The 12,439-nt window shown below is 57.3% G+C and carries 12 protein-coding genes; 2 read left to right on the forward strand and 10 right to left on the reverse strand.

Annotated features, from left to right (window positions below; translation table 11 throughout):
• Positions 1-222 precede the first annotated feature (222 nt).
• A complete protein-coding gene (locus tag RHM69_RS15385) occupies positions 223-939 on the reverse strand; it encodes a helix-turn-helix transcriptional regulator (protein WP_020302014.1) in 717 nt (238 codons plus the stop codon).
• A 197-nt stretch (positions 940-1,136) separates the two neighbouring features.
• Positions 1,137-2,222, reverse strand: a complete 1,086-nt coding sequence (locus RHM69_RS15390) for a pyridoxal phosphate-dependent aminotransferase (protein ID WP_014719861.1) — start codon at positions 2,220-2,222, stop codon at positions 1,137-1,139.
• Between the two features lie 211 nt (positions 2,223-2,433).
• Here RHM69_RS15390 and RHM69_RS15395 point away from each other — a divergent pair, with 211 nt between their 5' ends.
• Together RHM69_RS15395 and RHM69_RS15400 are read left to right on the forward strand one after the other, a co-directional pair.
• On the forward strand, positions 2,434-3,039 hold the full coding sequence (locus tag RHM69_RS15395) for a helix-turn-helix transcriptional regulator (protein WP_003194047.1): 606 nt from the start codon (positions 2,434-2,436) through the stop codon (positions 3,037-3,039).
• On the forward strand, positions 3,026-3,889 hold the full coding sequence (locus tag RHM69_RS15400) for a queuosine precursor transporter (RefSeq protein ID WP_014719862.1): 864 nt from the start codon (positions 3,026-3,028) through the stop codon (positions 3,887-3,889). The genes RHM69_RS15395 and RHM69_RS15400 overlap by 14 nt, the downstream gene beginning before the upstream one ends.
• Before the next feature lie 107 nt (positions 3,890-3,996).
• Here the strand turns inward: RHM69_RS15400 and queC are convergent, their stop codons facing one another.
• The 8 genes from queC to hmpA form a co-directional block, all read right to left on the reverse strand.
• Positions 3,997-4,695: a 7-cyano-7-deazaguanine synthase QueC gene (gene queC / locus RHM69_RS15405; protein WP_014719863.1), complete on the reverse strand. Its 699-nt coding sequence runs from the start codon at positions 4,693-4,695 to the stop codon at positions 3,997-3,999.
• 153 nt (positions 4,696-4,848) lie between these two features.
• A complete protein-coding gene (gene cyoE, locus RHM69_RS15410; protein ID WP_014719864.1) occupies positions 4,849-5,736 on the reverse strand; it encodes a heme o synthase in 888 nt (295 codons plus the stop codon).
• A gap of 11 nt (positions 5,737-5,747) precedes the next feature.
• Positions 5,748-6,083, reverse strand: coding sequence for a cytochrome o ubiquinol oxidase subunit IV (cyoD, locus tag RHM69_RS15415; protein WP_003194051.1), 336 nt, complete (start codon positions 6,081-6,083; stop codon positions 5,748-5,750).
• Positions 6,083-6,709, reverse strand: a complete 627-nt coding sequence (locus RHM69_RS15420; protein ID WP_003194052.1) for a cytochrome o ubiquinol oxidase subunit III — start codon at positions 6,707-6,709, stop codon at positions 6,083-6,085. Before RHM69_RS15420 ends, cyoD begins: the two co-directional genes overlap by 1 nt.
• A gap of 3 nt (positions 6,710-6,712) precedes the next feature.
• Positions 6,713-8,731 carry a cytochrome o ubiquinol oxidase subunit I gene (gene cyoB, locus RHM69_RS15425; protein ID WP_005791254.1) on the reverse strand — a complete coding sequence of 673 codons (2,019 nt, stop codon included), beginning with the start codon at positions 8,729-8,731 and terminating at the stop codon, positions 6,713-6,715.
• 3 nt (positions 8,732-8,734) lie between these two features.
• A complete protein-coding gene (gene cyoA, locus RHM69_RS15430) occupies positions 8,735-9,676 on the reverse strand; it encodes a ubiquinol oxidase subunit II (protein ID WP_003194054.1) in 942 nt (313 codons plus the stop codon).
• 794 nt (positions 9,677-10,470) lie between these two features.
• A complete protein-coding gene (locus RHM69_RS15435) occupies positions 10,471-10,977 on the reverse strand; it encodes a disulfide bond formation protein B (RefSeq protein ID WP_014719865.1) in 507 nt (168 codons plus the stop codon).
• A 222-nt stretch (positions 10,978-11,199) separates the two neighbouring features.
• Positions 11,200-12,381 carry an NO-inducible flavohemoprotein gene (hmpA, locus tag RHM69_RS15440; RefSeq protein WP_014719866.1) on the reverse strand — a complete coding sequence of 394 codons (1,182 nt, stop codon included), beginning with the start codon at positions 12,379-12,381 and terminating at the stop codon, positions 11,200-11,202.
• Between the last annotated feature and the right edge of the window lie 58 nt (positions 12,382-12,439).

Below are 12,439 nucleotides of genomic sequence, written 5' to 3' on the forward strand. Positions count from 1 at the left end.
GCAGCACTCGATCCGCGCAGGGCGAAGATGATTTTTTGAGTGCTGCGCCTATTGTTTTTTTTGCCTGAGCTAGACTCATCGGCTGCAAAAAAACTAAAGCACCGCTTAACAGTGAACAAGCTGCCCTTTTAGACAGGTAGCGCCAAATCACGCGCGCACGCGCGCGCTCGCCGATGAAAAATCATCGGCGAGCGCGGTATTTTTACGAGGGGGGCCTGCCAATCAGGCCTGTTCGCGGATGTAGCCCAGTTGCAAGGCTTTACGGATTGCGGACTTGCCGTTGGTGACATTCAACTTGCTGAAGATATTCTTCATATGAAACTTTACCGTACGCGGGCTCATGGAGACCAAGAGCGCTATTTCGTTATAGGTCTTGCCCAGGCTGGTCCAGGACAATACCTCTGTTTCGCGAGGCGTCAGCACGGTTTCCCGTACAACAGGGGCAAGCGAGGTTGCACCACTTTCCAGCGCCTCGTCGTAAACCGAGACCAGCAGCATCTGCAGTTCGCTTTTGTTGGCCAGCACTCTTTCGCGAAACTGTTGATGCTCTCCGAAACTGCACAGGTTGAGAATGGAATAAAAACCCTGGTTGCCATGCACAATAAAACTGGCGCCCTCGCCCACAGGCGCACACGGCCCCGGCACCGGCACCGCTTCTGCCGCAGGGGCCAGGATGTTTTCATCGCTCCAGAAAAACGGTTTTATGCGGCGCTTGGACAAGGACAACAAATGACCGCGTTGGTAAAAATCATCCGCCGCGTCACCGCGGTCCAGCGCATCGGGGTAATTGGTGATGATTTCCGCTTCGTCCAGCGTCGGCCCGCATTGATAAACCTCGAAATGCCCGAGGCCACGTCGACTCAGCTCGGCATCGAGCAATTGACGCACATCAGCGGGCTGAATGAGCGTGTTGTTATTGGCTTGACCATCGCTTCGCATGAATATCATCCCTGATGAGTGACAACGGGGTGAAGCTAGCGATCTGACGGAAGTGCTTCAATCCGGAAGCTTCTGATCAGAGCCGACCCACTCCGTAGGAAATTTCTCTAAACAGGGGAAAGAATGAAACACGCCTGACGGCCTTGTCCAGTGCTTCCGATGGCGAACCGACCGTGAGCAGCTATAGCGCCGCCTGATCAGACCACCTGCGTCGCAAAGGCCTCGCGAAAACGCTCCATCTCCCGCGAGTTGCCCACCGTCACCCGCACCCAATGCGGCCAGTCCTTCCATACCCGCCCAACCAACACATTCTGCGCCGCCAACTGCTCAATCACCTGCTCTGCCGGCCGCTTCACGTCGATCATGAAGCAGTTGCTGTGGGAGACGGTGCAGCTAAAGCCCCGGCCCTTGAGCCACGCGATTGTTTCATCGCGCAACCTGGCATTGAGCGCTTTGCGTTGGCCCACCAGTTGCGCGTCTTCCAGGCTGGCACGGGCGGCCAGCAAGCTGGCGCCGGCCGGGACGTTGTCGCCGCCAAACACCGCCAACCGCTCCAGCAACGCCGGGTGGCCGATCGCCAGGCCCAGGCGCGCACCGGCCATACCGTAGATCTTGGAGAAGGTGCGCAGCACCAGCAGGTCGTCGTGGTCGTTGACCCAACTCACGCAACTGGGGGTATCGCAGAATTCGATATAAGCCTCGTCCACCACCAGCACGCTGCCCTTGGGTTTGTGCGCCAGGGCCCGCCGGATGGCATCGGTCGAGGTCAGGGTGCCGGTCGGGTTGTTGGGGTTACACAGGTACAACATGCCGGCCTGTGGGTCAGCCGCGAGCATGGCGGGCACATCATGGGCATGCTGGGCATCCAGGTTCACTTCATGCACCGGCGCCTTGATCGACTCGGCCGCCTGGCGCGGGACTTCGTAGGACGGCGTGGCCATCACCAGGCCGCGGGTCTGGCTGGCAAACGCCAGCACTGCGTAACGCAAGGCAGCCATCGAGCCGGCAAACACCCCGACGTTGTCTTCGGCTATACCCTGTTGTTGGGCGAACAGCGCGGCCAATGCGTACATATCGGGGTAAGGGTAACGTCCGGACGCTGCAATCGCGCGCTGCATTGCCTGGCGAGCCGCGTCTGAAGGGCCGTAGGGGCTTTCGTTGTAATTGAGCAGCACCTGGTCAGATTTTGTCGGCGCTGGGCTGGCGAGGGCCCATTTGAGCTGCCCCATCACAGGCAGGGCCGCGCCCAGCGCGAGAAGGGATCGACGACTGACACGCACCATGGTGACTACTCCTTGTAGAGGCGCGAGGGATTCGCGCAGGCCGTATAGAAGACTATGACGAGAAAGCCGTTGCCTGATTTACCACCAAGGCGTATCCCTGCACTCAGCACTTTATTGTTATAGCGGGCGCATGCAACACTTTCACTGCCGCGAACCTTCAAGAACGGGTTCTGCCGGCATGGACTGATGACTAAATGGAAGTGGTGAGCACTTGATACACAGACGGGAAAAAACCGAGCACTTGAAGAGCAACATCAAGTACTTGATCAAGAGTCGTGGCGAAACCCAGCTTTCGTTAAGCAGTGCCGCCGGCCTGACCAGGACCACCATCTACAACATCCTGGAAGGCAAGGTCGTTAACGTACAGCAGTCGACCATTCGCAAAATCTCGGACTTCTTCGGCGTCTCCTACGAAGAAATCGAGACCATCAGTTTTGAGGCCAAGGAAGTCATCGAGAGCAATGTTTCCCCACTGGGTAACAAGAACCCGGCGGCAGTGCCTGTGCTCAAGGAAAGCCTGCTCATGCAGAACCTGGGCAAGCGCATCGGTGAACTGGCCACGCTTCATCCGCTGACGTACTACTTCGGCAGCGCCTGCAACTTGATCGGCGTGCGCCTGGAGCACGGGATTCCGGGCCTCAATGAACCGGGGGACTTGCTGATCGTGCAGAAAGGCTCGTCGAGCGACGATAAAGAAAAGCTGGTGTACGACCGCGCCACCAAGAAGCTGTTCATCACCCTCGAACCCTGCGGGAACTCAGAGCGTTTGTGTGTCATCGGCGACATCCTTGAGGAGCGCTTCAATGACAACGTCTGAGGGCGCCGTGGAAAACAGCAAATACAAGTTACTGGGCTTTGAAAACGACAAACGCCTGGCGGTGATCATGGTGATCGCCACGGGCAAGGTCCTCAAGATCAAGCTGAGTGAAGTGCTCAGCAGTGAAATGATGGACAACTTCAACAAGATGGAAATCAAGAATCTGTACAAAAAATTCTACTCCCAAGGCGGGACACTGACCGCCTACGATATAAACGACCGCAATGAAAACTCCTGGATGATTTACATCATCCTGAACTTGCTGCTGTTCACCTTCTATATCTTCACCAGCATTGCCGCGACCAAACCGATTTACCTGGAGTCGTTGGGCATCATCGTCACGCCGGGCACGTTCCTGTACCCACTGACCTTCTTGATCGTGGACTTGCTCAACGAGAATTTTGGCTTGCGCCTGGCCAGGCGAGCCATTCTGTTTGCGTTTGCCAGCAACGCGATGATCATCATCCTGCTGTATGGCTCCACGTTCCTGCCGGGGCTACCGGGCTGGAAGCTGGATGGGCCTTATACCGACGTGATCCTGCAAGTGTCGTCGGTGCTGGTGGCCTCTTCGGTGTCGTTCCTGGTGTCGGAGAATATAAATTCCTATTTGCTGTGCAAGATCAAGGAGCTGACCAACTCCAGGTACCTATACCTGCGGATATTCCTCAGTACGTTCTTTGCAGTGATTATCGACAGCTTCCTGTTCTGCTTTATCGCCTTCTACGGGGCGATGCAGACCAGCGACATACTCAGCATGATCTATGTACAGATCGCGATCAAAGTCGGCTTTGCGTTCTTCAACATCCTGCCTGCCTACGGGGCACGTTCATTGTTCAAGCGCTATCAATAATCCTGTAAGAGCGAGCTTGCTCGCGAAGAACCCGAGCGGGCCGCGTTCAACCCGATGCGCTGCGTTATCGTTGACGTTCTTCGCGAGCAAGCTCGCTCCTACAAGGGTTATTTCAGCTGCAACTTGTGCTTGAGGCTCTGCATGACAGTTGTCTTGTTCTGCAGGTAGTCATTCAAGCCCCGAGCGCGCAGATTGCACGCGTCACACTCGCCACAGCCGGTACCGATGATGCCGTTGTAGCAAGTCAGCGTCTGCTCGCGCACCAGCTCCAGTTGCCCGTGATAGTCGGCCAGGGCCCAGGTTTCGGCCTTGTTCAGCCACATCAACGGGGTGTCGAGGCGCACGTCGTATTCCATGCCCAGCTTGAGGGCCTGGTTGAGTGCTTTGACAAACTCATCCCGGCAATCGGGGTAGCCTGAGAAGTCGGTTTCGCACACACCGGTGATGACGGTCTCGGCCTTCACTTGATAGGCGTAGATCGCAGCCAGGGTCAGGAACAGGATGTTGCGCCCCGGCACAAAGGTACTCGGCAGGCTTTCACCCGAGCTGTTCACGGTCGGTACCGGGATGTTGTCGCGCGTCAGGCTGCTGATCGCCAGCTCATTGAGCAGGGACACATCCATCACTTTGTGCACAGTGGCCCCCAACTGCTTGGCCAGCTTCTGGGCCACTTCGATTTCTGCCACATGGCGCTGGCCGTAATCAAAGGTAATGCAGTGCACTTCGTCATACAGCGGCAGGGCCTGGATCAGACAGGTGGTCGAATCCTGCCCGCCACTGAAGACCATCACGGCTTTTTTACTCATTGCATTGCTTCCTGCATTTGTAGAATTGGGATGTAGGAGTGCGCTCGCTCGCGAAAAACGTCAACGATAACGCAGCGTATCCGGTTTAGCGCAGCGCTCAATAAAAAACCCCGCACGACTTTCGAAGGCGGGGCTTTTTTACTGCAAGACCACTCAGTGGGCGTAGGTCAGCAACAGCTCTTTCGGCACTTGGAAATCCAGGGACATCATCACGCTGAGCGCGGTGATGGTGAAAATCGAGAACACGAACAGCTTGCGCGCCCAGACGGTGTCATCCACCGCCTTGTAGCCGGTCCAGGCCATGTACAACCAGTACATGCCCATGGCGGCGGCGACGGCGAGGTAGCTCATGCCGGCGTAGCCACTGAAGGTCAACATCAAGGTCGCCACGAGGAAGGCCAGGATGTAGAGCAGAATATGTTTCTTGGCCACCTGGATGCCACGCTTGACCGGCAATACCGGAATCGACGCAGCCAGGTAGTCATTGAAGCGGAAAATCGCGATGGCGTAGGAGTGCGGCATCTGCCACAGGCTGAACATCACCAGCAGCACCAGCGCGGCCATGTCGAAGCTATTGGTCACAGCCACATAACCAATCACCGGCGGCATCGCCCCCGACAGACTGCCCACCAGCGTGCCGTGAACCGACTTGCGCTTGAGGTACAGGCTGTAGAGGCCGACGTAGATGACAAAACCGATCACGGCAAACAGCGCCGCCAACGGGTTGGCCACCTTGTACAACAGGGCCACACCGGCAACACCCAGGACGGTCGCATAGATCAGTGCCAGCTTCAGGGAGATGAGGCCCTGGACCAGCACGCGATTCTTGGTGCGCTCCATCTTGATGTCGATGTCACGGTCGATGCAGTTGTTGAATACGCAACCGGAAGCAACCACCAGGGACGTACCGATCATTGCAGCCAGGAAGATGGCCAGATCGACATGTCCCTTGGAGGCCAGGAAGAAACCGCCCGCCACAGAAAGCACGTTACCGAAAATGATCCCCGGTTTGGTGATTTGGATAAAGTGCTTAAGCGACATCGGGTCTTACCTCACTTCGCCATCATGTAGGTGTGGATGCTGAACATGATCCACAGCGACAGACCAACCAGCAGAACGATCACCAGGCCTGCGAACACAAACGCGATCACGTTCTCGCGCTGCTCTTTGGAGCGGTCCAGGTGCAGGAAGTACACCAGGTGAACCAGAACCTGAATCACCGCGAACGCCAGGACGATCATCAAGGTGATCGACTTCGGCAAGGTTGGGTACATCACCAGGCCGAACGGGATCAGGGTCAGGATGACCGACAGGATGAAGCCGATGGCGTAAGACTTTACGCTGCCGTGGCTTGAATCGTGGCTGTCATGGGAGTGTGCATTAGCCATTACAGAGTCCCCATCAAGTAAACGACGGTGAATACGCAGATCCAGACCACGTCCAGGAAGTGCCAGAACAGGCTCAGGCAGCTCAGGCGGGTCTTGTTGGTATTGGTCAGGCCGTGCTTATTGACCTGATACATCATCACTGCCATCCACAGCAGGCCAGCGGATACGTGCAGACCGTGGGTGCCGACCAGCGTGAAGAACGCCGACAGGAAACCGGAACGGTGCGGGCCGTAGCCTTCGGAGATCAGCAGGTGGAACTCGTTGATCTCCATGCCGATAAAGCCCAGGCCGAACAGGAAGGTCAGGCCCAGCCAGCTCAGTACGCCCTTCTTGTTGCCCTTGTAGAAGGCCAACATGGCGAAGCCGTAGGTGATCGAACTGAACAACAGCAAGGCGGTTTCGCCGAGCACGTAAGGCAGTTCGAAGATGTCGTGGCCCGACGGGCCACCCGCTACGTTGTTTACCAGTACCGCGTACACCGCGAAGATCGACGCAAACAAGATGCAGTCGGTCATCAGGTAGAGCCAGAAACCGTAGACGGTTATTGGCCCCGAGTCGTGGTGGTGGTCATCGTGCCCATGGTCATCGACATGGGCGTGTCCAGCATTGGTCACTAAGTTCGACATGGTTTAAGCCTGTTCCAACGAGGTTTCTACACGGTTGGCCGGGATCTTCTTCTCGGCTACCAGGCGAGCGTGCTGCTCGGCTTCGATGCGTTCGATCGTTTCGACCGGCACCATGTAGCCTTGATCATCACGGGCAGCGTGAATGATGAAGTAACCGATAGTGCCCACCAGGCTCGCGATTGCCAGCCACCAGATGTGCCAGATCATCGCGAAACCGAACACGGTCAACAGCGCACCCATCACCACGCCGGTGGCGGTGTTGTTTGGCATGTGGATCGGCTCGTAGTGCTTGGGCTTCTGGTACGCAGTACCGTCTTCCTTGGCTTCGGTGAACGCATCAATGGTGTTCGCAGTCGGGATCACAGCGAAGTTGTAGAACGGTGGTGGCGACGAGGTCGACCATTCCAGGGTATGGCCGTTCCATGGATCGCCGGACTCGCACATGTTCTTCTTGCGATCACGCACGCTGACATACAGCTGGATCAGCTGGCAGGCGATGCCCACAGCGATCATCACCGCACCGAACATGGCAACGTACAGGTACGGTACCCACTCAGGGTTGGTGGTGGCGTTCAGACGACGGGTCATGCCCATGAAGCCCAGTGCATAGAGCGGCATGAACGCGACGAAGAAGCCCGAGATCCAGAACCAGAACGCAGCCTTGCCCCAACCTTCGTGCAGCTTGAAGCCGAACGCTTTCGGGAAGTAGAAGCTGAAACCAGCGATGTAGCCGAATACCGCACCACCGATGATCACGTTGTGGAAGTGAGCGATCACGAACAGGCTGTTGTGCAGCACGAAGTCAGCACCCGGGATGGCCAGCAGTACGCCGGTCATGCCGCCGATAGCGAAGGTCACCATGAAGCCCAGGGTCCACAGAACCTGGCTGGTCATGCGCAGACGACCGTGGTAGATGGTGAACAGCCAGTTGAATAGCTTCACCCCCGTCGGGATGGAAATCAGCATCGTCGCCAGGCCGAAGAAGGCGTTGACGCTGGCCCCCGAACCCATGGTGAAGAAGTGGTGCAGCCATACCATGAAGCCCAGTACGGAGATTGCGCCCGAGGCGTAGACCATCGAGTGGTGACCGAACAGGCGCTTGCCGGTAAAGGTCGAGATCACTTCGGAGAAGATACCGAACGCCGGCAGGATCAGGATGTACACCTCAGGGTGACCCCATGCCCAGAACAGGTTCACGTACATCATTGGATTGCCACCAAGTTCATTGGTGAAAATGTGGAAATCCAGGTAACGGTCAAGCGACAGCAGCGCCATGGTAGCGGCCAGGATCGGGAACGAAGCCACGATCAGCACGTTTGCCCAGGTGCAGGTCCAGGTGAAGATCGGCATGTCCATCAGTTTCATGCCAGGGGCGCGCATTTTCAGGACGGTGGCCAGGAAGTTGACCCCCGTCAATGTCGTCCCGAGCCCTGATAACTGTAGCGCCCAGATGTAGTAGTCCACACCCACGCCCGGACTGTATTGCAAGCCCGACAATGGCGGATACGCAACCCAGCCGGTCTTGGCGAATTCGCCGACGCCCAGGGAAACGTTGATCAGCACCACGCCGGAAACCAGCAGCCAGAAGCTCAGGGAGTTCAGGAACGGGTAGGCAACGTCACGCGCACCAATCTGCAGCGGCAAGGCAAGGTTCATCAAGCCGGTGAAGAATGGCATCGCCATGAAGATGATCATGATCACACCGTGAGCGGTGAAGATCTGGTCATAGTGTTCAGGTGGCAGGTAGCCAGGCGAACCCTCGGTGGCCATGGCCAACTGGGTACGCATCATGATGGCGTCGGCAAAACCACGCAGCAGCATGACCATGGCAACGATGACGTACATGACGCCGATTTTCTTGTGGTCGACCGAGGTCAACCACTCGGTCCACAAGTAGGACCACTTCTTGAAATAGGTGATACCCGCAACCAGCGCCAAACCACCCAGCGCGATCATGGCGATAGTCACCATTACGATCGGCTCGTGGAATGGGACCGCGTCCCAACTTAATTTACCAAACATCGTTTACTCCTCTGCCCCAGCAGTTGAATGCGCGCCCGTATCAGAACCTTCAACCACGGCCACTTCTTTCTTCTCGTGCTTGACCGGCTTGCCTGGCTTCATACCTTCGTACTTGTCGACGATTTTCTGAAACAGGTCCGGCTCATACGCGGAGTACAAGGCGACAGGGTTGTTCTGGCTCGGTTTGGTCAGAGCGTCGTATTCAGCTTGATCAAGCTGTTTAGGTGCGGCCTTGACTGCAGCTACCCAGGCGTCGAAATCTTCCTGGCTTGTCGAGATCGCTTTGAATTTCATGCCGGTGAAGCCAGCGCCGCTGTAGTTGGCGGAGATGCCTTCCATTTCAGCTTTCTGGTTGGCGATCAGGTGCAGGCGGGTCTGCATGCCTGCCATCGCGTAGATCTGGCCACCCAGTGCTGGGATGAAGAACGAGTTCATCACGGCGTCGGAGGTGATCCGGAAATTAAGCGGGGTGTGCTCCGGGAAGCGGATCTCGTTGACAGTGGCGATACCCAGGTCCGGGTAGATGAACAGCCACTTCCAATCCAGCGCGACCACTTGGATGTTCACAGGCTTGACGTCGGACTCCAGCGGACGGTACGGGTCCAGCGCGTGGGTCGACTTATAGGTGATGTAACCCAGGGCGATGATGATGAGGATCGGAACCAGCCACACCGCGATCTCGATCTTGGTGGAGTGCGACCACTTCGGCGCGTAGGTAGCGCTGGTGTTGGACGCGCGGTATTTCCAGGCGAAGGCGAAGGTCATCACGATCACAGGCACCACAACCAGCAGCATCAGCAGGGTAGCGGTGATGATCAGGTTTCGTTCATCCAGACCGACCTGTCCTTTTGGGTCGAGCAAGGTCCACTTGCAGCCTCCCAGCATTAACATCATGCCAAGCAGCGGCAAAAAGCCTAGTAATCGGGGGTACCTGTTTTTACTCATCTCACGACCTCTAAAGCAGCTTGCGCAATGCAGTTGGGTTTTGATCGCCAACACTTCACCCTGCCAAGGGTTGGCATTTCTCTTCGATTGAATAAGAGCCTGCCCGACACGTCATGACTGTACGTTTCACGGACCTGCAGTGAGTTCTTATTCGATTTCGTGGCTAAAGGCCTTGTTACAGACCAATTCCATTTGGTGCGGATAGTTGAAAGGCTGCCGGAACCTGGGGTCGCATTGAGCCTTCCATCTGCTCCTCGACCGCTCCAATGCTCAAATATTGAACAGCACCGGACATTCAGTGCGGGCGATTGTAGTTAGCTAGCGATGTATAAACCATGTCTTATAAAGAAATAATTTTTATCGATTCCAGCAACAATCCTTCACCAAAGTTGCAAAGATTCGCGATCTTATCGTGTTCGATTCTCAACAAAAACCACAAAAATTGCCGTGTTATTGGGCACAGTGCCACTTCCCTTACGGCTTGTAAGGGCATGCGGATGCCGTCCAAGTCCCCATAAAACAAGGCATTCATAGAGGCAGCAGGGGTTGGAGCCGCACACAAATCGGGCCACTGCACGAACCACGAACTGACAGCACAATTTGTGCGCCGGGTGCAAATTAAAGGGCCGATTTGGCGGGTCAGAAACGTCCTGCGACAGCGTCCGTGTGACAACATGTCGCACGCTGCGCGCACCTTCCGTTGCCCCTCGTCACGGTGCTTTCACAAATCCCTACAAACAAAAACGCTCCGGCCTTCATTCAGAAGGAACGGAGCGTTTGGCAGCCGCGGCGACTCAGGCTTTGGGGTGACGGTTGCGATAGATGCACAGGGGCACCAGGATCGCCGTCAGCACGAATGCCACCAGTGCCCATTGGGCCAGGGACAGGCCGAGGATCGGTGGGTAGGGGGTGCTGCAGAAGCCGTCGACCTGGAAGCCCAGGGGAAACACCTTGGCCAGGGGCAGGTCGTCGACGATCGGCTGCAACACATCGATGCCGCAGCTGACCTGGGGGAAAAACTGGGTGTACACATGGTGGCCGGCCGCAGCCACGCCACCCAAGGCGCTGAGCACCACCCACCCTTCAAAGAACGTCAGCGCGCCCTTGGTGCGCATGGCGGCGCCGATGAACGCGAAGAGCGCAATCAGCAGCAAGGCGTAGCGCTGCAGAATGCACAGCGGGCACGGCGCTTCGCCCAGCACCACTTGCATGTACAGCGCCCCGCCAATCAGCGCCAGGCAGATGATGCCCAGCAACACCAGAAAGCGCCGCTCCCTGCCTAAACGCATGTCGTCAATCATCCCCGTCTTTCCCTTTCTCTGATTATGGTTGTGCCTGATGGCAACGAGTTTACACACAGGCAGTGGTTAAAACAGAGGGGGGTTAACAGCGGATTAATCGTGGCAAATGTAATGATCGTGCGGACGCCATCGCGGGCAAGCCCGGCTCCCACATTGGAATGCAATCCTCTGTGGGAGCCGGGCTTGCCCGCGATGATGCCGATACGGTCAATTGGCCAAATTCTATTCCAACGCCGCCGCCGGGCCAAAGAACTCATAGCGCGCCTGCTTCTCCGGCACACCCAGCGCCTTGAGATGGCGCTTGACCGCCGCCATGAAACCCTTGGGGCCCAAGAAGTAGGCATCAATATCACGCTGCTCAGGCAACCAGGCTGCCAGTTGCTCCTGGTTGAGCATCCCGACCTGGTCTGCCGCCGGGCTGATACCGTCATCCTCGGCATAGCAGTAGAAACGCTTGAGCTGCGGATGCTGGGCCGCCAGCGTATCCACCCAATCACGGAACGCATGCACCCCGCCGTTACGGGCGCAATGGATGAAGTGCACCGGGCGTTCGGTTGCCAGGGCGGCTTCGAGCATCGGCAGTGTGGGCGTAATGCCTACCCCGCCGCTGATCAACACCAGCGGTTTATCACTGGCGGCCAGGGTGAACTCACCCGACGGCGGGAACAGGTCAATGGTCGCGCCGACGTGCATCTGGTCGTGCAGGTAATTGGAGACCCGCCCGCCCACTTCGCGCTTGACGCTGATGCGGTACAGCCCGGTGTCGGTGAGGGCCGACAGGGAATAGTTGCGGCGCACTTCTTCGCCATCGAGCACCAGTTTCAGGCCGATGTACTGGCCGGGGGCTGCGGCCAGGATCGGGCCGTTGTCCACCGGGGCGAAGTAGAAGGAGATGATCTCGTCGCTCTCCTCCACGCGCTTGACCAGCAGGAACGCCCGCGCACCCCGCCAGCCGCCGGGCGCCTGGGCTTTTTCGTCGTAGATGGCCGCTTCGGCGCCGATCAGAATGTCCGCCAACTGGCCGTAGGCCGCGCCCCAGGCACTCATGACCTCGGGGGTGGCAATCTCGCTGCCCAGCACTTCGGAAATAGCCCGCAGCAGGCAGGCCCCAACGATGGGGTAATGCTCCGGCAGAATCTGCAAGGCCACGTGCTTGTTGATGATCTTGGCCACCAGATCGCCCAGTTGGTCCAACTGGTCGATATGCCGCGCGTACATCAGCACGCCATTGGCCAGGGCGCGAGGCTGGTCACCACTGGCTTGGTGGGCCTGGTTGAACAGCGGACGGACTTCGGGATACTCGGACAGCATCATGCGGTAAAAATGGGTGATCAGTGCTTCACCGCCGCTTTCCAGCAGGGGCACAGTGGATTTAACAATGGCACGGTCTTGGGCACTCAGCATGGGAGACTCCTCGGTCTTTTTACTCATTACCCTTAGGTAGTCAGTATTCGTGCCAACT

Origin of the sequence: Pseudomonas sp. CCI1.1 (assembly GCF_034348165.1) — a bacterium.
GTDB classification, from domain to species: domain Bacteria; phylum Pseudomonadota; class Gammaproteobacteria; order Pseudomonadales; family Pseudomonadaceae; genus Aquipseudomonas; species Aquipseudomonas paracarnis.

What these genes read in the sequence shown, in the direction of transcription:
- RHM69_RS15385 (WP_020302014.1), bottom strand. Translation starts at nt 939, where the DNA reads ATGCGAAGCGATGGTCAAGCCAATAACAACACGCTCATTCAGCCCGCT.
- RHM69_RS15390 (WP_014719861.1), bottom strand. Translation starts at nt 2,222, where the DNA reads ATGGTGCGTGTCAGTCGTCGATCCCTTCTCGCGCTGGGCGCGGCCCTG.
- RHM69_RS15400 (WP_014719862.1), top strand. Translation starts at nt 3,026, where the DNA reads ATGACAACGTCTGAGGGCGCCGTGGAAAACAGCAAATACAAGTTACTG.
- queC (WP_014719863.1), bottom strand. Translation starts at nt 4,695, where the DNA reads ATGAGTAAAAAAGCCGTGATGGTCTTCAGTGGCGGGCAGGATTCGACC.
- cyoE (WP_014719864.1), bottom strand. Translation starts at nt 5,736, where the DNA reads ATGTCGCTTAAGCACTTTATCCAAATCACCAAACCGGGGATCATTTTC.
- cyoD (WP_003194051.1), bottom strand. Translation starts at nt 6,083, where the DNA reads ATGGCTAATGCACACTCCCATGACAGCCACGATTCAAGCCACGGCAGC.
- RHM69_RS15420 (WP_003194052.1), bottom strand. Translation starts at nt 6,709, where the DNA reads ATGTCGAACTTAGTGACCAATGCTGGACACGCCCATGTCGATGACCAT.
- cyoB (WP_005791254.1), bottom strand. Translation starts at nt 8,731, where the DNA reads ATGTTTGGTAAATTAAGTTGGGACGCGGTCCCATTCCACGAGCCGATC.
- cyoA (WP_003194054.1), bottom strand. Translation starts at nt 9,676, where the DNA reads ATGAGTAAAAACAGGTACCCCCGATTACTAGGCTTTTTGCCGCTGCTT.
- RHM69_RS15435 (WP_014719865.1), bottom strand. Translation starts at nt 10,977, where the DNA reads ATGATTGACGACATGCGTTTAGGCAGGGAGCGGCGCTTTCTGGTGTTG.
- hmpA (WP_014719866.1), bottom strand. Translation starts at nt 12,381, where the DNA reads ATGCTGAGTGCCCAAGACCGTGCCATTGTTAAATCCACTGTGCCCCTG.